The following is a 23,619-nucleotide window of genomic DNA, read 5'->3' as shown; positions in this document are numbered from 1 at the left end:
AGACAACTTAAATAATTTACCTGTAAAATATGAAAATAAGTTACCAGTAATATATGATTCAGAAGTTCCGAAATTTCAAAACAATCCAAGCGGAAACATAGGAAAAATAATAGGTAATTCACAAACATCTCTAAGGGTAATAAATTTGAGGTTGTTAAAAATATACATATTCTATTAAAATAGCAGTAAGGGGGATAAAATTGATAAATATTAATAAAGAGAGTGAATTGTCATTAAAGATAGAATTTGATGAAGAGGGTTCTAAGGGATTAATAAAAGTATTAGAAGATACAATTCATATGAAAAATGGGATAATAGAAGTTAATAATAAAGTAAATCAAGATACTATCGGATTAGAGTTTATTCAAGATAATGATATGAATGAAATAATATTTGGTAACAATAAAATAGTAATTAAGATAGATAAAGACGAAATTGAGTATGCAATTGAAAGATTTATAGAAAGTAAAGAGAGTAAATGTTTTTATCCAGCTGAAGTATGTGAATGTTATTATAAAAAAAAGTATTTAACTGTTTATGCAGAATTATTAAATGGTAATAATTAAAAGATATCTAATAATTGTATAGATATTTTTGGTACTTGAGAAGAATGTAGAGAAAAAGTTATTGTGAGAATTAAATATGGAAATATAACTCAATATATTTTTAGCATATAGCTGACTGTTTAAAATATAATACTTAAAAAGCTAGTAAAATAGAGAATAGTTATATGATGTAAGCTAAATAAAAGTATTAATAATATTCATTACATAAATCTAATAATGCAGTGAAAGAAGTTAAAAGGATAAATGTTTCAGAAATTGGAGCATTAATCTTTTTCTTATATTGGAATATTTACAAAATAGTGAAATAAAAACTAAAGAAAACTGAAAGCGAAGGAAATTCTAGCGGTATTAATTTTGCTAGAAATTTGGAAGCAAAAAATTAATATGTAATAGATAAAAAGTAAAATGATTTGTTATATTTATTTTAGAATTGTATATATTTTGAATCATAAAAATACAATGTACGTCACGTACATTTGAAAAATTGAACAGTATAATGTAGAAAATAAAGTATCTAAAAGATAAGTAGCGGAGAAAATGAAGAAACTTATACTGGTGATGTTAAAGATACGTTAAAATTCTAGATGTTAGTGAATCATCAACAGCTAATGGTGCATCAGTAGTTCAATGGACTGATAATAGTGGATATAATCAACAGTGGATATTTGTAGAAGTTGATTAAAATTTCTATAATGGCTGTATTAGAAGTAGGTGTAAATATTAAAATATGTTTTATAAAAATGAGAAAAGAGGTTCGTTGTACGGACCTTTTTTTATTGAAAAATTACGAAACATCTTCTATTTAATGGAAAATAACTATTAAATAACAGTTCTTTTTCGATTTCAAAAATATTTAGATATTTTATTATATTTTTATAAAAATATTTAACAATAATTGACAATGGAAAATAAAAGTAATACCATAAAAATGAAAATCATTTTCAATAAGAAAGGAGAGGAAGGAGATGCCAGATACAATAAGAGAAGAAATTAATGAATATATAGAATTTATCTCAGAGGCGGAATTTTCAGAGTATTGCAATTATTTTAAAGGTATAGCATCTAATTATTTAAAAAATATCAATAATCAAAATTCTATAGGCATAACATCAGTTCATTATCCAGAAATTTTTATCCGTAGTTGTGGTGGGGCACCTATATATTTAACAGGGGGCTTTGAAAAAATTCCTGATGAAACTGAAGAGATATTTCCACAAATATCAGACACTACTACTAAAACTATTACAAATTTGTTATTAAACAAAGAGCTGCAGTTAAAAGATAAATTAAGAGCAGTATTAGTATATAATAACAATGATTCTAATAGGAAGGTAAAATATTACTTAGAGCAAGAAGGTTATAGAGTATTATTTGTATCTGAGGAACCATTTTTATTAGAAAAAGTACCAAAAAGGTTCAAGCAAGATCAAAGAGATATTATAAGAAAATTAATGTCAATTTTAAAAACTGTAATTACTAAAGAGAAACTGCTAAAGAGCGCAGAAACTATTACTAAATCACATAAATTATTTAAAGATATTGATAATTCAATCTTAGAAACAAAATTAAAAATATTTATTAAAGAGACATATTATCTAACTGATGATATTGAAGAATGGCAAAATGAAGTTGAAAAACTAATAAATAAGTTGCCCAAAAATACTAAACTAAATGAAAAGATATTTTTAACTGGTAGTGATATACAATTTCCTAACTATAAAATCACTTCTTTATTAGATGAAAATGGTATATATAGATATAAAAGCAATTGCTACGTTCCGTATCCTTATGATTATAGTGGATTAAATAAAAAGTTACCATTGCCACTTTTATTAGATCAAATATATGAGATTCATTATAAAAATCAATATTCAAATAATATGATAAGCAGACCTAACATTGAAATTAACGAAGAAATAGATGCAGTAATTTTCCATTTATTAAAGGGACAATTATTATCAGCATATTATGCAGGGAAATTAGAAAAAAACTGCATGAAAAAGAATATATCATTTTTATGTATTGAGACGGATAGCACGAAGGCTGATAAAGAACAAATTGCTATAAGGATTGAAGCCTTTTCAGAATTATTGGGTATAAATTCTTTTTATGATAAAAGGAGGGAGAGAGATGAATCAAAAATGGCATAAATGGATAGTTACTAGTGTAGTTTTACTAATTTGCATATTCTTAAATATTAATACCTTTGCTTATGGTGAAAAAAATAGAAATTCTAGTGCAAATAATGATAACACAAATGTAATTGTGGAGAGTGGAATAACAAATAAAGAGGATGAGACAAGTAAGAAAAAGGAATCAGATTCACAGCATAATTCTAGAGGAAAAGAACAAACTACGGATTCGAAGCAGGTGTACTTGGTATTGGCAGCTATTTTTGGTGTTGGTAGTTTTTCTGCAGTTATCTTATATACAATAAATAAATGGTTAATAGGAAGAAAAGTTACGGCTCTTCCGGTTTTATATTATGGGAGAAATGAGGAAAATATGAATGGATAAAAAGAGTAACTTAGTACCTCGTAAGAAGATAAAAAAAATACAATTATTTAGAACTGTTATTCAAGGAATATCAACGTTTATATTATCTTATGGAGCATATATCTTAGGAGAGAATAGAGGTTTTTATGTGCCTGTTTTTCAATGTGTTTATGTAAATGGGAAAACAGCAAATGGAATATGCAAATCATTAACAAATATAAATGGATTTATTGAGAAGATTAATGGGACTACGTTATTTTATTTATTATTAATGATAGGAAGCATTTTATTATTAGGGAAAATTTGGTGTGGATTTATATGTCCATTCGGATTTTTTCAAGATATTCTCACTATAATTCGTAGAAAATTAAAAATATCACCTATTACTATTTCTACTAAGATGAGACCTATAGTTAAGCTCTGTAAATGGTTAGTATTAATATGCTTAATTTTTGGGATAGGCTTTTGTAGATTATGCCCAGTCAAGTATATAATGATGCCACTTGCTGGATCTTTTCCAGGGTTTAATATAGCAGGTATTATAATTGCCGGAGTTGTATCAGGATTGTGTTTTATGAAGGAAAGTGCATTTTGTGAAGTTTGCCCATTAGGTACTTTAATGGGGCTATTTAATAAAGTTTCTGCTGTAAGGATAAAGAAAAGTTGTGCAGGATGTACTCGCTGTAGAGCATGTGTTGAAGTTTGTCCAATGGGAATTGAATCTATATATCAAATAAAAAATAATCCAGATGTAACTCATTCAGATTGTATAATGTGCATGAAATGTATAGAAGCATGCCCGGAAGATAAGGTTTTATCATTAACTTTTTTAAGAAAGAAAATTTTAGTTTCTAAAAGGAGAGATAAAGGGAATGAAAGAAAGAATAAAAGAGCGATATGAGAGGAATATAAAGCGAATTGCTAGCTCTACTTTAGCAAACTTTAAGTGTAAAGCTGAAGAGATTCCAACAATTAATTATTTTATTAATATACTTTATGATTCTTTTGTAGAAATGAAGGAAAGTGATGAAGAATATATTGGAACCTATTGTATTATGATACCTGACGAAATTATTTATGGCTTTGGATATAGGCCTTTACGACTTTGTGCTAGTCATAGTACAGCAGCTTTAGTAGGTGATGAGATTGTTCCAAGAGATGCATGCCCTGTTATAAAAGCATCTTTAGCTTTTCAATATATGGATATTTTACCTATATACAAGCAATGTAAATGTGCAATTATACCTATGACTTGTGAAGGAAAACGAAAAAGTGCAGAATTGATGGCAGAGTATTTACCTGTAATTCCAATGCCTTTTTATGTTTCTAAAAATGCTTCAAATTTTGAGAAGAATGTTTATGATATTAAAGGTCTTATTGTCACATTAGAAAATTTATCTGGAAGAAAATTTAAAGCAGGAAAAATGTTGCAAGCATATAAAGAGATAAATTATGCTCAAGAGCAGGCTTATATATTATCTAGCTATTTACAAATGGAAGACCCTCCTGTTGATGGGTCTACAGTAATGTTAGTTTTAAATAGTTTTTGTTATAGTAATCCATTATTATGGGGAAGAAATGTTGAAAAATTAAATAAGTCTATTGAAGAAAAATTAATAAATAGAGAAAAGAGAAAAAATAAGAAGCCTAGGATATACTTAGCTGGTTCACCGATAAGTTTCCCTAATTATAAAGTTCTATTATTATTAGAACAGTTAGGAGGTCAAATAGTTGGAGATGAATCATGCTTATCAGGAAGAATGTTATATGATCCTGTAATACCAAAGGATGAAAGTGAAGATAGTATGATAAGAGCATTAGTGGCAAGATATATATCTGCATGTACATGTCCTGTTTTTGATGATGTTGAAGATAGAAAGAGAACTCTATTTGAAAAGGTTAAAAAGACTGAAGCAGAAGGAATTATATATCATGTTTTAAGAGGATGTATTCCATATGATTTTGAGTTATCAATGATAGAAAAGGAAGCGAAAGAGCTAGATATACCAATTTTACGCATTGAAACCGATTTTTCTGAAGAGGATATTGAACAATTAAAAATCAGATTTGAGGGTTTTGTAGAAATGATAGAGCAAAGGAGACGTGAGAAAAATGGAAAAATATTATCTAGGGTTTGATGCTGGTTCTACTTATGTAAAGAGTGCTTTAATAAAAGGAGATAAAGTAGTTTGTACTGAAGTTTCGCCTACAGGAATTGATAATGATAAGACAGCTAAGAATTTAAGAGATATATTACTTGAAAGAGCCAATATATCTAGTAGTCAGATCGCTCATATTACTGCTACTGGATATAGTAGGAGAAATATAGCTATTGCAGATGACACTATTTCAGAAATAACAGCTCATGCATATGGTACAAAGCTTACATCTCCAGAGGGTATAAAGACTTCTTTAATTATAGATATAGGAGGTCAAGATAGTAAAATAATAAGTTTAGATGACAATTTTGGTGTTAGGAATTTTACAATGAATGATAAATGTGCTGCAGGTACAGGAAAGTTCATTGAGGTTATTTGTGGATTGTTGGAGACAACTATTGATAAAGTTACAGAATTATCAATGAAAAGTAAAGCACCTTGCAACATAAATAGTACTTGTGTTGTATTTGCCCAAACGGAAGTAATTTCTTTAATAGCACAGAAAAAAGATCGAAATGATATTCTAGCAGGAATTCATATATCAATGGCAAAAAGAATAGCAAGGTTAGCAAAAAAGTATAAAAGTAATGGTGATATTCTAATGACTGGTGGCGGTGCAAAGAATGGTGGATTGAGAATGGCAATAGAAGATGAATTATTATGTGATGTTCATGAAGCTAACTACGCACAATTCAATGGTGCCATAGGTGCAGCATTAATAGCAAAGGAACGTGAGGATACGCTATGACAAATATAATGATATTTTCTACAGTAATAATGACAGGTTTCGGATGTGGTATTGGATGTGGTTCAATTTCAACTCCGCTATTAATTGGAAAAATGATTGGAGAGGGTAGAAATAAAAGAGAGTGTATAAAAGCTGTTAGTATATTTACATTAGGTAAAATAAGCATTTATATTATTTTGGGATTATTAGTATCGGTTTTTGGTGGGTTTATCATTGAATACTTTGGCCAGAAGTTTCCAAGTATAATTTCAAATGTTTTTCGTGTAATAAGTATAATTTTTGCCTTTATTATTATACTTAATATAGTAAAGCATAAGCAGTGTAGCTGCTGTAAATCTTGTAAGGCTAACAGCTCAAAATTCGAAAGGCTTAATAAAATGTCATATTTTATAATTGGCTTAATTTATGGATTAATTCCTTGTAGCCCATTGATAATTTCATTAACTTATGCAGCAACTTTAGATATATTTTTAGCAATGGCATTAATGTTATGTTTTGGAGTGGCTAATTCAATTTTCTCGGTAATTATTTATGCACCACTTATTGGACAAATAGTAATAAAGATAAAAGAAGAGATACCACAGTATTATAAAATAGTTCAACTTTTATCGGCGGGTATAATTTTATTGATGGCATTTAACGTTAATTATTAGAATATTATATAATGTACATATTATCGAAGCCCAATGGAAAATTAGACTGCTATGTAATTAAAATTTGTGATTTAAAAGTAAAAATTAGAAGAAATAGTAGATTTGTTAAATATGACGAGATTTTTAAAAGTGAGACTGTGAAATAAAGCCTTTAAAATAAAAAATATAGTAGCCTCCTAAGATAAAATAAAATTATCATAGGAGGCTGCTTAAAGAATGCTTACTTTGCTTACATCATAAGTCCATTTCAAAGCTTATGCTAATGGCAATTGCGTACAGCTTGCTTCATATTTTATATATGGAACCCCTGTACCATTTGCCATAAATACAATTGGATATTTTTCAGTAACAGTTTCTAATTCTTTTTCAATCCATTTTCTATTTGTTGTCAAATCCCCACTGAATATCTTAGAAGGTAAATAATATATAAAGAGATAAAAGCACATATTAAGATCTGCCCTTACCGGTGATTTTCATAATATCAATTTTAAGTATATTAACTTTATTAAAAGCTGTATTAATATAAGCGGAACCTTCAGATATGAAATCAGGACTATATTTTTTTATTAGCTTCATAGCTCCGTACATTTTGTTTTCTGTATCAGTAACGATAGATATTTTACCAAATACAATAACTGATGAATATTTAGTAGTAAATTTATCTGGGATAACTTCAGTAGGACCAACTACAGTAAAGCATACATTGGAATTATTTAATAGGTTGTCTATCTTATGGCCTTCAAGAGCGCAATGTAGATATATTGATTTGCCATCATAGGAAAAGCTCATAGGAACACCATAAGGGGTGTTATATTCATCTACTGTAGAAAGAACACCATACTCAGTGGTTTGCAGTATTTCTTTCGTAGAATCTATAGGTAATTCTCTATCTTTACGTCTCATTTCTCTCATATTATATACCTCCTTTATTTTATATTAATAAGTATTATATAATTTTTTTACTAATAAGTATAGAGAAAAGCTGTAGTAAATAGTTTTCTAAATTTACTACAGCTTTTTTATATATGGAAGTATATTATAAGAGTTCTATAGCTTTTGAATATTTACTGCCATAGGTCCTTTTTCAACTTCTTTAATATCAAAAGTTACACTTTCGCCCTCGTGTAAATCTTTTTCAGATCCATGTTCTTTAATTTGAGAATGATGTGCAAAAACATCATTTCCTTCATTACAAGAAATGAAACCATATCCCTTATCTTTGTTGTACCATTTAACTATACCAGTTATTGACATAATAATGCTCCTTTGTTGAAAATTAAGTAATAAAAAATATTACAATATTAGAATATCCATTAGTATTTAAATTATTACTAATATAAGTTATAAAATTTGTAGAAATATTAGCATTATTATTAAGGCTTAAAGATATTGAAACATATGGGAAAAGATAGTAACATATAATTAAAGATTGTAATGAGGCAATTTATATTGCCTTGTTACGTCTTTTTTTTTATTTAAGGGGGGCTTTATATATGGAAAAACTTAAAGAGAATGAATGGAACACTATAAATGACATGTTGCTAGAGATATACACAATAAGAACTCTGCAAGAGTTCACTGTTACATTACTTAAGATGTTTAGGATGATAATTCCGTATACAAAGGGATATTTTATTGTTTTTGATGAGGAAGGTAATATAGAAAATAAAAAATCTTATTTTATTAATATGAGTGAGGAAAGTAAAAAGAAGTATATTAGTGATTTTTATGAAATAGATTATTTAAAATATGTTTTAGATTTTGCCAAGAGTACTAAAATTTATAGAGATACAGATATTTTAGAAAATGATATCAGAAAGAAGACGGAGTTTTATAAAAATTTTCTACACCAAGAAGATATTCCTTATGGTTGTGGGATACTATGTGTAAAGGATAGAGAGACCGTAGGTATAATTAATTTATTTAGAAGTGAAGATTTTGGGGACTTTACTAATAAGGATATGTATATTTTAGATATATTAAAACAACATCTAACAAATATAATATGTAGATTAACTAATAGGGATAATGATAACTTTATGTCTAGAGGAAATTCAGAAGATTTTGTATCTCGATATGAGCTATCTGAAAGAGAAGGGGAGATTACAGAGTTATTGAAGATAGGCTATTCAAATGCAGAAATAGGAGAAAAGCTTATAATAAGCATATCTACAGTTAAAAAGCATATATACAATATTTATATGAAAACAGGAGTAAAGAGTAGGACTCAGCTAATTGCATTGCTGAACGAAACTTAGCATCATAAATAGAACTTTAGTAGTACTATGACAACTATAGTTCTATTTTTTTATAAAAAAATAAGTATTTTGGTCAATTGTTTGAAAAATAGCATAATGTTAAAATTTAAATTGTTAAAAGGAAATGCAACGGTGCAGACTAAAAAGTTTGTGCCGTTTTTTTTATTACAATAATTAATTTTATGTAACAGTGATTAATGTTTATAGAAAGGTGGAAGCACAATGAAAAAAATTTGGAGTAAAACATTAATACCAGGAGAGAAATGGTCCGGCAATATAGGAAAAGGAAAGTATATACACTTTAAGGCATTAGGAGAAAATGCAAATGTATCAATGCTTTTATATAACATGAGAGATATTTCAGAAAGATATAATATGCCAGATACATTAAAGTCACAATACACTGCTTATCTTACGAAAGGTAATGTATTAATGAGTGATAATGGACGAGTTTTAGCTAGCATTGTAGAAGATAGCCTTGGATGGCATGATACAATCTCAGGTTATTCTACTAGAAAGATGATAGATGACAAGTATGGTAAAACCACATATGGAGATAGTAAAAATCAATGGTTAAGAAGTGGTGAAGAAAATTTTTTAGTGGAGTTAGTTAGAAATAATATGTCATTAAGAGATTTAGTTCCTTGTGTAAATTTATTTTCAAAGGTTTATGTTGAGGAAGATGGTAGCATGCATTATGCCAAAGATCACTGCAAAGAAGGTTCAACAGTAACCCTTAGAACAGAGATGGATGTAATTGTAATTTTTTCAAATACACCGAATTCTTTAGACGAATCTAACGAGTATCCAGCAGTACCAGTGTCAATAGAAGTATACGATGCACCACCGGTGGACTTAATGGATCACTGTGTAAATCATAGACCTGAGAATTATAGAGCTTTTGAAAATACTTGGGATTATAACAATTTGCTTGGAATATAAAGTTTTTATGAATGGGGGAGTTAAAATGTATGGATTTATAAAAAAAGAGAGTGAATTAAAGATTGAAGATGCAATATATGATGAGGTTGTTCTTGCTGGTGATGGATGGATGCATAAATTATTTTCTGGTCAGACTCTAAGAATTTTAGATTTAGAAGGAAATCAGGCGGTAGATACTACTTTTTATGATTTAGCAAATCCTGAAGACCATTATGGGGCGATAACTACGATAGTAATGCAAAAAAATATTTACCTTACAACAGGAAGTATTTTAAGAACTGAATCAGGAAAGCCGCTTCTTGAGATTACAGCAGATTTGACAGGACGTCATGATACTATAGGTGGAGCTTGCTCTTCACAAAGCAATACTGTGCGTTATAGTAGAGAAAAAATAGATATGCACAATTGTCGAGATAGTTTTATGCTTCAATTAGCTAAAAGTAATTCTAGTATAGGTAAAAGAGACTTAGCACCAAATATAAACTTTTTTATGAATGTTCCAGTTACAAAAGAGGGGGGGTTAAAATTTGATGATGGTGTTTCTGCGCCAGGAAAATATGTAGAAATGAAAGCGTTAGAGGATACCATGGTTCTCATTAGTAACTGCCCACAATTAAATAATCCATGTAATGCCTATAATCCAACTCCCGTACGTTTAATTATATGGGACAAAAAATAAAGGGATTTATCAATTTGTAGAGATAAATAGAAAGGAGTAAGTATGTTTAAGAAAGTACTAATTGCAAATCGTGGGGCAATAGCGGTAAGGATAGAGAGAACATTAAAAGCTATGGGGATAAAAAGTGTTGCTGTTTACTCAAAGGCAGATCAAGATAGTTTGCATGTAGAAAATGCCGATGAAGCTGTTTTTTTAGGAGAAGGAAGTGCTAATGAAACATATTTAGATGCTAAAAAAATATTAGATGCAGCAATTAAAACAAAGGCAGAAGCAATTCATCCCGGATATGGATTTTTAAGTGAAAATACAGAGTTCTCAAGAGAGTGTGAAAACCATGGTATTAAATTTATTGGTCCAACAGCGGAGCAAATTGAATTATTTGGATTAAAACATTCAGCAAGGGAACTAGCTATTAAAGCAAAAGTTCCATTACTACCAGGAACAGGTTTATTAACAGGCTTAGATGAAGCTGTAAAAGAAGGAAAGAAGATAGGTTATCCTGTAATACTGAAGAGTACAGCTGGTGGCGGTGGAATAGGAATGAGAATATGTAATTCAGAGGAAGAACTTATTAATGCTTATGAAGCTGTATGTCATCTTGCAGAAGCAAATTTCAATAATTCAGGGGTTTTTCTTGAAAAATATATTGTTAAATCTAGACACATTGAAGTACAAATATTTGGAAATTCTTTTGGGGAAGTAGTTACTTTAGGAGAAAGAGATTGTTCTGTTCAAAGAAGAAATCAAAAGGTAGTTGAAGAAAGTCCAGCTCCTAATTTAACAGATAAAGTAAGAAAAGAAATGTATGAAGCTGCTGAAAGGTTAGCAAAAGTAGCATCTTATAGAAGTGCGGGAACTGTAGAGTTCTTATATGACGAAAATACGGAAGAATTTTTCTTCTTAGAAGTAAATACTAGACTTCAGGTGGAACATGGAATAACAGAAGAAGTTTTTGGTGTTGATCTTGTTTCGTGGATGGTGAATGAAGCAGCTGATGATCTTGAGGGATTAAAGGAGTTAGTGAAAAAGCCAGAAGGACATGCTATTGAAGTAAGGGTATATGCGGAAGATTGTTTAAATGGATTTAGACCAAGTACCGGTAAAATTGATGATGTTATTTTTAGTAATAAGGCAAGAGTAGAAACATGGATACAAAAAGGAGTAGAGGTATCATCATTATATGATCCTATGATTGCGAAAATTATTGTTCATGGTCAAGATAGAAAAGATGCTGTAGAAAAAATGAGAGAAGTTCTTTCTAAATCAAGGGTATATGGCATTACTACCAATATGGAATATTTAAAAGCTCTATTTGATTCCAAAAGTTATAAAGAAGGAAATTTGTTTACTGCTATGTTAAGGGATTTCCATCCAGAAGAGTATGCTATTGAAGTTCTTGATGGAGGTGTTCAAACTACTGTTCAAGATTATCCAGGAATGATAGGTTATTGGTCTGTAGGGGTTCCACCATGTGGCCCAATGGATAATTATAATTTTAGATTAGGAAATAGTTTGCTAGGTAATAGGGAAGATGCACCAGGATTAGAGCTTACCTTAAGAGGGGGCACATATAAGTTTAGAACAGCTGTGAGTTTTTGTATAACTGGTGCTGATATGAATGCTACTTTAGATGGTGAGCCAGTACCAAGGTATAGGGTTAATTGTGCTATGGCGAATCAAGTATTGAAATTTAAAGATTGTAAAGTTGGTATGAGAGCATATTTACTTGTAGCTGGGGGATTTGATATTCCAAAGATAATGGGCAGTAGTTCTACCTTTATCGATGGTAAGTTTGGAGGTCATGGTGGTAGGACTCTTAGAGGTGGAGATGTACTCATGGTGACAGAAAATTGTTTAGTAGATTCTATAGCATCAATTCCTAATAAGTATTGGCCAGAAATCAGTAATAGTTGGACTATAGGAGTTATACCAGGTCCTCAACCTACTAGCGAATATTTAAAAGAAGAATATCTTCATACGTTAACTAATACAGAATATGAAGTTAATTTTAATAGTGCTAGAACAGGAATTCGATTAAACGGGCCTATACCTCAGTGGGTAAGGGAAGATGGAGGAGAAGCAGGGTTACATCCATCTAATATTCATGATAATGCTTATGCAATAGGAACTTTAGATTTAACGGGAGATCAAGCAGTTTTATTAGGGCCAGATGGACCAAGCCTTGGAGGATTTGTATGCCCGGTTACTACTGCTAAAGGTGAACTTTGGAAGTTAGGACAACTTCATTCAGGAGATAAAGTTAGTTTTAAATTATTAACATTAGAAGAGGCTGAAGTTATAAGAAAACTTCAAGAAGAAAATTTAAAAAATCAATATTCAGTAATAAAGCTACCTAAAGACGTATCAAATATTTCAGCAAATTATGCAGTTTTAGCTAAAGAAGAAATACAGGGTACTGAAATACAGATAAGACTAGCTGGAGAGGAAAATATATTAGTAGAATATGGAGAAATGGAATTAAATATAGAGAGTAGATTCCGCGTGCATATATTGATGCAACAGTTAGAAAAAACATCATTACCTATTATTGATTTAACACCAGGGATTAGATCATTACAAATACATTTTGATGTAAGTAAGATAAATGCTATAGAAATTGCAAAGATAGTTATAGATATAAATAGGAAGTTATCAGAATTAAAGGATATAACAGTACCGTCAAGAATAATAAAATTACCATTATCTTGGGATGATCCACAAACACAGTTAGCAGCAAAAAGATATCAAGAAACAGTTAGAGAAAACGCACCGTGGTGTCCAAGCAATCCTGAGTTTATAAGAAGAATAAATGGCTTAGACAGTATAGAAGAAGTGAAAGATATTGTTTTTGATGCAGAGTATCTTGTTTTAGGTCTTGGTGATGTATATCTTGGTGCTCCAGTTGCTACACCGATAGATCCTAGACATAGAATGGTAACTACAAAATATAATCCAGCAAGACCATGGACGCCAGAAAATGCAGTAGGTATAGGAGGGGCATACCTTTGTGTCTATGGAATGGAGGGCCCTGGTGGATATCAATTTGTAGGAAGAACAGTTCAAATGTGGAATCAGTTGAAAGTGACAAAGAGCTTTAAAAAGGGTAAGCCTTGGCTTCTTAACTTCTTTGATAGACTAAAATTCTATCCTGTTACAGCAGAAGAAATACTAAAACTAAGAGAAGATTTTTTAAGAGGAAAATTTGAAGTAGAAATTGAAGAAACAACTTTCAATTTAGGAGAATATGAAAAGTTCTTAGAAGAAAATAAAGAAAGTATAAAAACTTTTAAGGATAAACAGGAGGCGGCTTTTGAAGCGGAAAGACAGAGATGGAAAGATGAAGGTCTAGATGAATTTATATCAGAGTTGAATGAACCAGTTACTATTTGTGATGAAGAGATAGCAGAAGGTTGTGAGGCTGTATTAACAAATATTCCAGGAGGAGTATGGAAAATTCTTGTAAAAGAAGGCGACGAAGTTAAGGCTGGAGAAGAGATTATTATTTTAGAAAGTATGAAGATGGAGTTTCCTATTACAGCTGAATACAGTGGAACTATTGAAAAAATATATATTACAGTAGGAGATCAGCTTAATGCAGGACATTTAGTAGCATCTATAAGAGTAAAGGAGTAAAGGTATGAAATATTTTCCGAAGAAGTTAACGATAACATGGATAAGAAATAGTTATAAGTCAGGTAAGCTGACACCAATGGAGCTAATAAAGGAAATAATGAGAAGAGTAGAAAGTAATGATTATAGAAATATATGGATTGCAAAACCATCAATGGAGTTTATAAAGCCTTATATTGACAATCTTGCCATAAAGGATATAGAAAAATGTCCTTTATGGGGTATACCCTTTGCCATAAAAGATAATATTGATGTTAAAGGTTTAATTACAACTGCTGGTTGTGAAGAGTATGGTTATTTAGCAAAAGAAAGTGCTTTTGTAGTAAAAAAGCTTATAGATGCTGGAGCTATACCTTTAGGAAAAACTAATTTAGATCAGTTTGCAACAGGTCTTGTTGGGACAAGAAGTCCTTATGGTGAAGTTCATAATGCTCTAAATGAAGAATTAATTAGCGGCGGTTCAAGTTCTGGATCAGCAGTATCAGTGGCTTTAGGGGAAGTAGCTTTTGCTCTTGGTACAGATACTGCCGGATCAGGAAGAGTGCCAGCAGCTTTAAATGCTTTAGTAGGGTATAAGCCATCATTAGGAGCTTGGTCTACTAATGGAGTAGTACCTGCTTGTGCAAGTTTAGATTGTGTTACAGTATTTGCTAATAATTTAGAAGAAGTTGAAGTGGTAAATTCTGTGGCAAGAGGTTTTGATAATAAATGTTGTTGGTCAAAAGAATACGATGACATAGTTAAGAAAATGCCTAAGAAGATCTGCTTACCAAAAGAAGATTTAGAGTTCTTTGGCCAATATAAGGAGATATATAAGGTAAAGTGGTATGAAGCGTTAGAAAGAATAGTATCTTTAGGGATTGAGATTAATTATATAGATTATAGTATCTTTCAAGAAGCAGCTTCAATCTTATATGATGGTCCATGGGTAGCAGAGAGATGGAAGGATCTTGGCGATTTTGTTAAGAGTAATAGTGGAGCTGTGTTTCCTGTAACAAAAGAAGTACTCCAATCTGGTGGTAAGGCCGAAAATACTGCAGTAAAGGTATTTGAAGCAATGCATAAATTGCAACAATATAAGATGATAGTAAAAGATTTATTAAAAGATTCTGTAATTATAATGCCTACTGTAGGAGGTACATTTACTAGAGATGAAGTAAGAGAAAATCCTATAGAAACTAATTCGCTTATGGGTAAATATACAAATCATTGTAATTTATTGAACATGTGTGCTGTTGCAGTGCCAGAAAATACAGATGATACTGTATTACCTTTTGGAATTACTATTTTTGGATTGGCCAAAGATGAAGGACTAATTCTTAAAACAGCGGAGGAATTTTTAGAAAAGGAGAGTGTGAAGTTAGCAGTTTGTGGCCTTCATATGGAAGATATGGAGTTAGAGAGTCAATTAATAGAGCTAGATGCAGAGCTTATAGGTACTACAAAAACTAGTAAAGATTACAAACTAATAAAGTTGAATACTGCACCAGAAAAACCAGGATTAATTCGTGTAAAGAACAATGGAAAGGCTATTGAGGTTCAGGTATATAGAATTTCAAAATCAAAGTTAGGAAAATTCTTAACTAATATAACAGCACCACTTGGAATAGGAGATATTGAGCTGGAAAGTGGTGAAATAGTGAAGGGATTTATTTGTGAAGGGTATGTAGAAAAAGAATCTGAAGATATTTCAGACTATGAAAGTTTTAAAAAATATAAGAATAGATAAAGTGAGGTTAGAATTATGAAAATGATAAAAGCGATTGTAAGACCAGAGAAAGTAGATGACATAATGTCAGCATTGATAGAAAAAGGGTTTAATGCGGCTACTAGAATGGCGGTACTTGGGAAAGGTAAGCAAAAAGGATTAAAAATCGGAGAAGTTTATTATGATGAGCTTCCAAAGGAACTTATCATGATTGTAGTTGATGACAAAGATCAAGATGTTGTAACAAGGATAATAATAGATAACGCAAAGATTGATAAAAAAGGTAATTATGGAGATGGAAAAGTATTTATTAGTGATGTTGAGGATGCTATTACAATAAGCACTGGAGTTAGGGAGTTATAGTAGATAAGGAGGTTGTATTATGAAGGAAGTCATAATGTTTATAAGACCCAAAATGTATTTTGAAACAAAAAAGGCATTAAATGATGGAGGATTTCACTCTATGACGGTGAAAGATGTTGTTGGAAGAGGCAGAACACCGATTCATTATGATTTAGATGGAGAAGGCATTACTAGAAATAGGCTAGTTGCTAAAAAAATGGTGGATATGTATATAAGAGATGAAGATGTAGAAAAAGTTATTGATATAGTTATAGAAGCTAACAAAACAAATCATGCTGGTGATGGAAAAATGTTCATACTACCAGTAAGAGAAGCAATAAGAATAAGAACTGAACAAAAGGGAGAAGAGGCATTAGTTTAATTTATAGAAATAAGAGGTGAAAATATGAAGAAAAGATTTACATTAGTATTGTCACTGATTTTAATAATGATAACGTTGATACCTACATTAATAGGATGTGGAGGTAAGAGTAAAATAGTAAAGGGAACAAAGGAGAATCCTTTTGTTTTAGGGATAAGCCCTATGGCGGGATGGTATGCTTGGTATGGTATAGACCAATTTGGAATCTTTGAAGAGAATGGTGTATGTGTTAAAATTGAATATTTTCCTGTATATAGCGATTCTCTAACAGCTTTTTATTCTGGAAGAGTTGATGCAGTATGTATTGCTGGTTCTGATGCAATAGCACCATATAATGAAGGAGTAAATTTTGATATAGTTCTTGTTACAGATACATCTTATGGAGCAGATGGATTAGTGGTGAAAGATGGAATAGAAAGCGTAAAAGATTTAAAAGGAAAAACGGTTGCTACAGAAGTTGGAACCTTAGAGCATATGTTTTTGTTAAAAACTTTAGAAAAGTTTGATATGTCTGATAAAGATATTAACTTTGTTAATATGACAATAAATGATGCAGGTCCAGCATTCATTGCTGGTGGTGTTGATGCAGCGGTATTATGGGAACCAACACTTTCAATGGCTACAGCAGCAGGAGGAAATTTAATTTATAGTTCGAAGGAAACTCCTGGTTTAATTCCAGATACCTTAGCAGTGTCAGAGAGAGTTATGAATAGTAGTAATAAATATGTACAAAGAGTTATAGATTCATGGTTTGATGGTACAAAACTATTAAATAGTAGAGATGATATATTTATTGAATCAATAGCAGAGAAGGCAGAAATAAGCAAAGAAGAATATCTTAGTATGTTAGATGGTGTTACTATTTATGATAAAGAGATGAATGAAGAAATATTTACCGATGGTAAAGACTATAATCATCTAATTTATACGTTGGAAGATACATCAGAGTTTTTACTTGACGTTGGAATGATTGATAGGAAGCCTAAAGATTTAGAAAATCTTTTAAATAACAAATATATAAAAGGAGGCAAAGAACAATGATACGTATAAAGATAAGGCGTAAAATTGAAAAGAAAAAATATATAACTTTTTCAATTTTAACTTTTATAATAATCATAGGTATTTGGTCTTTAGTTAGTGGTTTAGAACTTATAGATACTATTTTTTTACCAACACCATTAAGTGTAGTTAAATATGCTATTAGTTCAATAAAAGACGGAGTATTGCTTCCTAATATGGGGATAAGTATATATAGAATAATGATTGGATTCTTTATTGCTGTTGTTTTAGGTGTACCTATAGGAATATTAGCAGGTACATTTAAACCTATAGAGGCTGTAGTAAGACCGTTATCTGAATTTATAAGATATATGCCAGTTCCAGCATTTGTACCACTTATTATGGTTTGGGTGGGAATAGGTGAAAGTGCAAAAATTACAGTAATTTTTATTGGAACATTTTTTCAGCTCGTATTGATGGTGGCAGATGATGCAAGGTCAGTACCAGATGATCTAATTAATGCTAGCTATACCTTAGGAACAGATACAAAAACAGCAATAACCAAGGTATTAATTCCTGCAATGATGCCAAGATTAATGGAAACATTAAGAATGATGATAGGATGGGCGTGGACATACCTTGTAAGTGCAGAGTTAGTAGCGGCTAGTAGCAGTTTAGGTTATAGCATTTTAAAAGCCCAAAGATTTGTTAAGACAGATGCAATATTTAGCGGAATTATAATTATAGGTCTACTAGGACTTATAACAGATAGAATTTTTGCAATAGCAAATAAGAAGTTATTCTATTGGGTAGAGGGAGGAAAATAATATGTTCGGATTAAAAAAGAAAAAATCACTACTACCGTCTTTAGATTCACATATTGAAGCGAACTTTGCCGATAGCAAAATATACGTAAAAGAAGTATCGAAGGTATATCATTCTGCTAAGGGGGATACTTTGGCGATGGATAAGGTTACAATGAATATTTTAAGTAATGAATTTGTATGTATCGTTGGTCCATCAGGTTGCGGTAAATCTACTCTTTTAAGAATGATTGGTGGTTTAGATGAAGTAAGTAGTGGAAATATAGTAATACATGATAAAGATATTATTGGACCAGGGGTAGATCGTGGTATGGTATTTCAATCCTATACATTATTCCCTTGGATGACTGTTGAGGATAATATAAGATTTGGATTGAAGCTAAAGAAAATGCCAAAAGATGAACAAGATAAAATAGTAGATAAATACCTTTCTGTAATAAAACTAGAAAAGTTCCGAAAAAGCTACCCAAAAGAGTTATCAGGTGGAATGAAACAAAGAGTAGCAATTGCAAGAGCATTAGCCAATAGTCCAGAAGTGCTATTGATGGATGAACCATTTGGAGCCCTTGATCCACAGACAAAAGCAGATATGCAACTTTTGATGAGAGAAATATGGCAAGTAGAAAAGCCTACTATAGTATTTGTTACTCATGATATAGATGAAGCTGTTTTTTTAGGAAGCAAAATTTGTGTACTAACAGAAAGACCAGGTAAGATTAAGGAAGAGATACCGATACTACTTACCTATAAAAGGACATTAGCATTGAAAGATACAGAAGAATTTATTGCATTAAAACATAAGGTAAATGGGTTGATTAATTATAGCAAATAAATGTAAATAAACGAAGTGTATAAGTTATTTATGCACTTCGTTTTAATCTACAATTAAAAATAAATCAGCAAAAGACATAGTGATTAAGGAACTAGAGTATTTTACCCATTAGAATTTCATCGACATATGTTCCATCTTTAAGTTTGAATGAATTTTTAATAGTGCCCCATTCTTCAAATCCATGTTTTTTATATATAGCTTGAGCTTTATAATTGTCAGAAAAAACACCAAGTTCCACCTGTTCATAGCCCATTAATTTACTTTGGTTGAGAATCTCATTTATAAGAATATTACCAATGCCAAGATTCCAATATTTTTCTTTGATGGAGATACCAAAACTTGCTCTATGTTTAAGTTTTATAAGATTATTAGAACAAGATATAGCTGCATTACCAGCAAGGTCATCATTAATAAAAGCCGCAATCATGAGATCGGTATCGCTATTCAAATGATCTCCAAGTATTTTTACTTCTTGATCAACAGTAAGAGTAATCTCTTCGGGGTATCTTGTCATAAAATGTGTTTCTCCTGAGGTCATTTTAAGATATTCAATCATTTTTGCTGCATCGTTTCTATTTGGACTTCTTAAAACACATTCAGTACCATCTTTTAATATGATTTTTTTAGCCTTAAATTCCATTATACTGAGCCTCCTTATGTACATCTGTAATTAACATAGTAGTATTAAACATTTTACCATATTTAATCTAATATGAATAATATTAGATATATAGAAAGAATAAAATCTAGTAAATATGTTATAATAGCTGTAATATTAAATTAAAAATAGTAATAAATAGGAGGATAATAATGATAGAATACAAATTTGATACTCAATTATTAATAGAAGGTAAAAATCTTTCAGAAGATGATATTAACGAATACATAACAAAAAATATAGAAGGAGATTGCTTACTTGCAGTTGGCGATGAGGAGTTAATAAAAATACATTTCCACACAAATACTCCTTGGAAAGTAGTTGAATATTGCGCATCATTAGGTGAGATTTATGATATTGTTATAGAAAATATGGAAAGACAAGCAAATGGTCTTAAAGGATAGGTATGCTATATGCACAAGTCTTTATTAAGCAATACTTTTAATACACGGTATTTAGGCGGAATTGTAGCTAAGAATAATATATTTTTACGTAGTGATGAACTAATATTGTTACACCTAAAGCAGAGCATATAGAGAAATTTTTAGATATGTTTCATAGCAGATATAACACAATAGAAGACTATCTTTCTCAAATTGCGTTAAGTAATGGTGAGATAAGAAAGTTAAAAAATAAGTTAATAAGTTATATAAAAGGTGGAATTCTATGATACTAGTATTTGGTATGAAAGAGATATATGGAGGGGTAGGATAATGAAAGGGAAATTATTGGGAGTTGGTGGGACTGGTGAGGTATTTGAAGTTAGTAAGGATAAAATATTGAAACTTTACTATAATAATGTAAATAGTGATGTTGTTAACTGGGAATATAACAAAAGTAAGACTTTATTTTCAGCGGGACTTCCGGTTCCTAAAGTATATGAGTTGATAGAAGAAGATGGAAGACTAGGAATCATTATGGAGAGAATTAATGGTAAAAGTTATCTTCAACGAATGATAGAATGTACTGTTTCTGGAGACACGGAAGAGGCGATAGAGTATGTTAAGCGCACTGCAACAATTTTAAAAACTTTACATTCCTATAAGGGAAGTATTGATGATACTATGGTTGATTCATTAAAACGCTCATTGGAAAGAGTATCTGGCTTGACACAGGAAGAACGCTTTAAACTTATTAGATTAATTAATTCGTTACCTCAACCAATATGTGTATGTCATGGCGACCCAAATCCAGGAAATATAATAGAAACACCTGATGGAGCTAGATTAATAGATTGGATGAGTAGCTTTAATGGTCATCCTTATTATGATATTGCGGATTTCATTGTAATGATGGAGTATGCACATATGACACCAGGTATTCCAGAAAATATATCTAAGTCAATTAAGGACTCTAGTAAATTAATGACAGATGTTATTATCAAGGAGTATGGCATAGGTGAAGAAAATTTAAATTTGTTAGATAGTTTTATTACAGTTGCATTACTTTCTAAACTTGGTGGTAGTTCTCCTGATAATGAAAAAGCTGTAGTTATAGTGGATTTACAAAAAAGATTAAAAGCTATTAATTAATAAAACTAATAGTTAGATACATGATAGTTTTATACATATAAAAAATAGCATAGGGGTGTTGTTAAATATGATAGGAGAGGCATTGGTAAGTGAGGTGTGTTACTAGGGGTACACCTATTTCGTAAGATATATTTTATATAGCAGACAATAATATATATAATGATTTTAAAGTAAAAAGGAGAATTATATGAATATTGTTATTATAGGTCTAGGTGGAGTTGGTGGTTATTTTGGTGGCAAATAGCAAAGCTTTTTATGAAGATAAGGAACTAAGTAATAAAGTTTTAAGTATCATGAAAGTTATAAAAAAGGTATCATTAAAAAAGAATATTGGATTATCAGAGGACATAGTTAGTATATCATATAATAAAGCTAAAAATTTTCCGTATGATACAAGAACCTCTTTTCAAAGAGATTATGAATCTAAAAAAGGAAAGGATGAAAGAGATATATTCGGTAAGTCATTAATTGAAATGGCTGAGAGATATAAGATAGATTATAAGGTAGTAGATGAAATTTATAGAAAGTTATAGAGATTTAAGGCGGTTATATTATGAAGGATTTTCCTGATTTTATGAAAAGTAAAATGAATCATATTGATAGTAGTCAACAGAATACAAAAGATATAGATGGATATTATTTTGAAGGAAAAGATGGTAGTCAAATGGCTATTTGGACATGCTATTCTGATAGAGAATCAAAAGAACAGATACATGAATTTGATGAGTATACTGTTTGTGTAGCAGGCCAATATATTGAAATTTTCAATGGTGAAGAACATGTTTTAAATCCTGGAGATGAAGTTTTTGTACCAAAGGGAACACCTCATCATGGAAGAGTTAAAGCAGGAACTAGAACAATACATGCCTTCGGTGGGAAAAGAATAAAGACAGTTAAGTAATACTCACTATACATAGTATACTGGAAAGTATGAATATAATAGTGGAGATATTGTTGATGGGAAAATAAAACTGGGTAATTATTAAATAAATATACATGGTTAGAGCAGACATTTGACTGCTCTAATTTTTTTACATAATATTGACAAATATAGTATCTTGCATTACAATATAATCTATATTGCAATACAAGATACTTGGCTGGAGGTGATAAAATGATACCATCACAAATGCTTAAAGGTATGTTAGAGGGATGTATTCTAGAGATTATTAATAAACAAGAGACATATGCATATGAGATATCTGAGAAGCTTAGTAAATATGGATTTGGCGAAATATCGGAGGGTACAATATATCCTATAATATTAAGATTACAGAAAAATGAAATGATCAGTTCTACTTTAAGAGATTCTAATAGTGGACCTAAAAGAAAATATTATAATCTGACTTCAAATGGTATAGAGGCATTAATACAATTTAAAAGTAATTGGAGAGAATTAAATAATGCAGTAAATCAATTATTGAAAGGGGATAATAACAATGAAAAAGCGATGTAGGGAATTGATGAAAAAAAATAATAAAAGAGAAGAAGCGATTCATGAAGACAATGATGAAATTTATACTAATATGATAGTTTATCTCAGAGGTTCAGATATGACAGAATATAATCAAGAATTAGTAAGGGAAGATTTAATTGAAATGATTCTTGATGGACAAAATCGTGGAGATGATATACAAAAAGTTATAGGTGATAATTATAAAGAAATATGTGATGAGATTATAGAAAGTATGCCAAAGAAAACAAAGTTACAAAAAATAGGTGATTTTATAGAGACGTCGCTTATGATTATTTGGATTTTGGGGATAATTGCTATAGCTCAAACAGTTATAAGCAACTTTATAGTGGGTAAAGGAAACTGGGAAGTAAATCTAACTTTAGGATACATTATTAATATGATAATAATAATTCTTTCTGCGAATTTAATTGTTAAATACATTTGTAAAACTGCTTTTAATAATGATAGTAAAAAGGTTTCGTTTATAAAAACATGGATTATATGTGCCATAGTTTTAGGTGCTTTTTTTATTAGCTCATATTATTTAGATTACACTATAGTGAATGTTTCTCTAATATTTGCAATTTTTGTTGTGATAATAGCGTTTATTTTAGAAAGAGCATTATCCATGTACAGCGAATAGAAATAGTATTGATAAAAAATGTGTCCTCTGGGGACACATTTTTTCTTTAAATACTCTTACACTTCAAAAATCATACCATCATAAGCAAAGGAAATATTATTATACAATTTTA

At 30.4% G+C, this 23,619-nt stretch carries 29 protein-coding genes; 25 read left to right on the top strand and 4 right to left on the bottom strand.

Translation table 11 applies throughout. From position 1 onward, the window contains the following. The first annotated feature begins 200 nt into the window (after positions 1-200). The 8 genes from CM240_RS15690 to CM240_RS15660 all read left to right on the top strand — a co-directional run bounded on the left by CM240_RS15690 (position 201) and on the right by CM240_RS15660 (position 6,622). Positions 201-566: a hypothetical protein gene (locus tag CM240_RS15690; RefSeq protein WP_044040464.1), complete on the top strand. Its 366-nt coding sequence runs from the start codon at positions 201-203 to the stop codon at positions 564-566. A gap of 577 nt (positions 567-1,143) precedes the next feature. Continuing rightward, a complete protein-coding gene (locus tag CM240_RS18235) occupies positions 1,144-1,248 on the top strand; it encodes an RICIN domain-containing protein (protein ID WP_084485630.1) in 105 nt (34 codons plus the stop codon). 283 nt (positions 1,249-1,531) lie between these two features. Beyond that, on the top strand, positions 1,532-2,716 hold the full coding sequence (locus tag CM240_RS15685; RefSeq protein ID WP_044040459.1) for a 2-hydroxyacyl-CoA dehydratase family protein: 1,185 nt from the start codon (positions 1,532-1,534) through the stop codon (positions 2,714-2,716). Continuing rightward, positions 2,697-3,083 (top strand): hypothetical protein, encoded by a 387-nt coding sequence (locus CM240_RS15680; protein WP_044040458.1) that lies wholly within the window; start codon positions 2,697-2,699, stop codon positions 3,081-3,083. Before CM240_RS15685 ends, CM240_RS15680 begins: the two co-directional genes overlap by 20 nt. Beyond that, positions 3,076-3,963: a 4Fe-4S binding protein gene (locus CM240_RS15675; protein WP_044040455.1), complete on the top strand. Its 888-nt coding sequence runs from the start codon at positions 3,076-3,078 to the stop codon at positions 3,961-3,963. Before CM240_RS15680 ends, CM240_RS15675 begins: the two co-directional genes overlap by 8 nt. Further along, complete coding sequence (locus CM240_RS15670) at positions 3,935-5,200, top strand: 2-hydroxyacyl-CoA dehydratase subunit D (RefSeq protein WP_044040451.1); 1,266 nt, start codon at positions 3,935-3,937, stop codon at positions 5,198-5,200. Before CM240_RS15675 ends, CM240_RS15670 begins: the two co-directional genes overlap by 29 nt. Beyond that, the gene (locus CM240_RS15665) at positions 5,175-5,969 is read left to right on the top strand and encodes an acyl-CoA dehydratase activase (RefSeq protein WP_044040449.1); all 795 of its coding nucleotides are present in this window, start codon (positions 5,175-5,177) and stop codon (positions 5,967-5,969) included. Before CM240_RS15670 ends, CM240_RS15665 begins: the two co-directional genes overlap by 26 nt. Then, positions 5,966-6,622, top strand: coding sequence for an urease accessory protein UreH domain-containing protein (locus CM240_RS15660; protein ID WP_044040447.1), 657 nt, complete (start codon positions 5,966-5,968; stop codon positions 6,620-6,622). The genes CM240_RS15665 and CM240_RS15660 overlap by 4 nt, the downstream gene beginning before the upstream one ends. A 254-nt stretch (positions 6,623-6,876) precedes the next feature. On the opposite strand, the gene CM240_RS15655 is transcribed toward CM240_RS15660, so the two are convergent. The 3 genes from CM240_RS15655 to CM240_RS15645 all read right to left on the bottom strand — a co-directional run bounded on the left by CM240_RS15655 (position 6,877) and on the right by CM240_RS15645 (position 7,879). After that, entirely contained in the window at positions 6,877-7,014 is a 138-nt protein-coding gene (locus CM240_RS15655) for a hypothetical protein (RefSeq protein ID WP_156930630.1), read from the bottom strand. Positions 7,015-7,069: 55 nt separating this feature from the next. Continuing rightward, positions 7,070-7,534 carry a pyridoxamine 5'-phosphate oxidase family protein gene (locus CM240_RS15650; RefSeq protein ID WP_044040443.1) on the bottom strand — a complete coding sequence of 155 codons (465 nt, stop codon included), beginning with the start codon at positions 7,532-7,534 and terminating at the stop codon, positions 7,070-7,072. Positions 7,535-7,669: 135 nt separating this feature from the next. Beyond that, entirely contained in the window at positions 7,670-7,879 is a 210-nt protein-coding gene (locus CM240_RS15645; protein ID WP_044040442.1) for a cold-shock protein, read from the bottom strand. Positions 7,880-8,115: 236 nt separating this feature from the next. On the opposite strand from CM240_RS15645, the gene CM240_RS15640 reads away from it, so the two are divergent. The 10 genes from CM240_RS15640 to CM240_RS15595 all read left to right on the top strand — a co-directional run bounded on the left by CM240_RS15640 (position 8,116) and on the right by CM240_RS15595 (position 19,218). After that, complete coding sequence (locus CM240_RS15640) at positions 8,116-8,880, top strand: response regulator transcription factor (protein WP_044040440.1); 765 nt, start codon at positions 8,116-8,118, stop codon at positions 8,878-8,880. Between the two features lie 222 nt (positions 8,881-9,102). Beyond that, a complete protein-coding gene (locus tag CM240_RS15635) occupies positions 9,103-9,822 on the top strand; it encodes an urea amidolyase associated protein UAAP1 (RefSeq protein ID WP_044040438.1) in 720 nt (239 codons plus the stop codon). 25 nt (positions 9,823-9,847) lie between these two features. Further along, a complete protein-coding gene (locus tag CM240_RS15630; protein ID WP_044040436.1) occupies positions 9,848-10,501 on the top strand; it encodes an urea amidolyase associated protein UAAP2 in 654 nt (217 codons plus the stop codon). Positions 10,502-10,543: 42 nt separating this feature from the next. Then, a complete protein-coding gene (gene uca, locus CM240_RS15625) occupies positions 10,544-14,134 on the top strand; it encodes an urea carboxylase (RefSeq protein WP_044040434.1) in 3,591 nt (1,196 codons plus the stop codon). Positions 14,135-14,138: 4 nt separating this feature from the next. Beyond that, a complete protein-coding gene (locus CM240_RS15620) occupies positions 14,139-15,860 on the top strand; it encodes an allophanate hydrolase (RefSeq protein ID WP_044040432.1) in 1,722 nt (573 codons plus the stop codon). A 15-nt stretch (positions 15,861-15,875) separates the two neighbouring features. After that, positions 15,876-16,202: a P-II family nitrogen regulator gene (locus CM240_RS15615; protein ID WP_051483899.1), complete on the top strand. Its 327-nt coding sequence runs from the start codon at positions 15,876-15,878 to the stop codon at positions 16,200-16,202. 19 nt (positions 16,203-16,221) lie between these two features. Then, positions 16,222-16,563, top strand: coding sequence for a P-II family nitrogen regulator (locus CM240_RS15610; RefSeq protein ID WP_044040429.1), 342 nt, complete (start codon positions 16,222-16,224; stop codon positions 16,561-16,563). A 24-nt stretch (positions 16,564-16,587) separates the two neighbouring features. Next, positions 16,588-17,604, top strand: a complete 1,017-nt coding sequence (locus tag CM240_RS15605; protein ID WP_044040427.1) for an ABC transporter substrate-binding protein — start codon at positions 16,588-16,590, stop codon at positions 17,602-17,604. Then, on the top strand, positions 17,601-18,389 hold the full coding sequence (locus CM240_RS15600) for an ABC transporter permease (RefSeq protein ID WP_044040426.1): 789 nt from the start codon (positions 17,601-17,603) through the stop codon (positions 18,387-18,389). Before CM240_RS15605 ends, CM240_RS15600 begins: the two co-directional genes overlap by 4 nt. 1 nt (position 18,390) lies before the next feature. Beyond that, positions 18,391-19,218 (top strand): ABC transporter ATP-binding protein, encoded by an 828-nt coding sequence (locus CM240_RS15595; protein ID WP_044040425.1) that lies wholly within the window; start codon positions 18,391-18,393, stop codon positions 19,216-19,218. 91 nt (positions 19,219-19,309) lie between these two features. Here the strand turns inward: CM240_RS15595 and CM240_RS15590 are convergent, their stop codons facing one another. After that, positions 19,310-19,858: a GNAT family N-acetyltransferase gene (locus CM240_RS15590; RefSeq protein WP_044040423.1), complete on the bottom strand. Its 549-nt coding sequence runs from the start codon at positions 19,856-19,858 to the stop codon at positions 19,310-19,312. Positions 19,859-20,028: 170 nt separating this feature from the next. Between CM240_RS15590 and CM240_RS15585 the strand changes: the two genes are divergently transcribed. From CM240_RS15585 to CM240_RS15560, 7 genes are all read left to right on the top strand, one after another. Further along, a complete protein-coding gene (locus tag CM240_RS15585; RefSeq protein WP_044040422.1) occupies positions 20,029-20,280 on the top strand; it encodes a dihydroxyacetone kinase in 252 nt (83 codons plus the stop codon). A gap of 104 nt (positions 20,281-20,384) precedes the next feature. Next, entirely contained in the window at positions 20,385-20,546 is a 162-nt protein-coding gene (locus CM240_RS18230) for a tyrosine-protein phosphatase (protein ID WP_423219478.1), read from the top strand. A gap of 43 nt (positions 20,547-20,589) precedes the next feature. Then, a complete protein-coding gene (locus tag CM240_RS15580; protein ID WP_044040421.1) occupies positions 20,590-21,408 on the top strand; it encodes a phosphotransferase in 819 nt (272 codons plus the stop codon). A gap of 233 nt (positions 21,409-21,641) precedes the next feature. Further along, complete coding sequence (locus CM240_RS15575; protein ID WP_162148698.1) at positions 21,642-21,941, top strand: ketopantoate reductase C-terminal domain-containing protein; 300 nt, start codon at positions 21,642-21,644, stop codon at positions 21,939-21,941. A 20-nt stretch (positions 21,942-21,961) separates the two neighbouring features. Next, positions 21,962-22,309 (top strand): cupin domain-containing protein, encoded by a 348-nt coding sequence (locus CM240_RS15570; RefSeq protein WP_044040418.1) that lies wholly within the window; start codon positions 21,962-21,964, stop codon positions 22,307-22,309. A 213-nt stretch (positions 22,310-22,522) separates the two neighbouring features. Next, the gene (locus CM240_RS15565) at positions 22,523-22,864 is read left to right on the top strand and encodes a PadR family transcriptional regulator (protein WP_044040417.1); all 342 of its coding nucleotides are present in this window, start codon (positions 22,523-22,525) and stop codon (positions 22,862-22,864) included. After that, entirely contained in the window at positions 22,848-23,507 is a 660-nt protein-coding gene (locus tag CM240_RS15560; protein WP_044040415.1) for a hypothetical protein, read from the top strand. The genes CM240_RS15565 and CM240_RS15560 overlap by 17 nt, the downstream gene beginning before the upstream one ends. The last annotated feature ends 112 nt before the right edge of the window (positions 23,508-23,619 follow it).

This window comes from Clostridium bornimense, assembly GCF_000577895.1.
GTDB lineage: Bacteria > Bacillota > Clostridia > Clostridiales > Clostridiaceae > Clostridium_AN > Clostridium_AN bornimense.
This window is presented reverse-complemented; position numbering and strand designations above follow the sequence as displayed.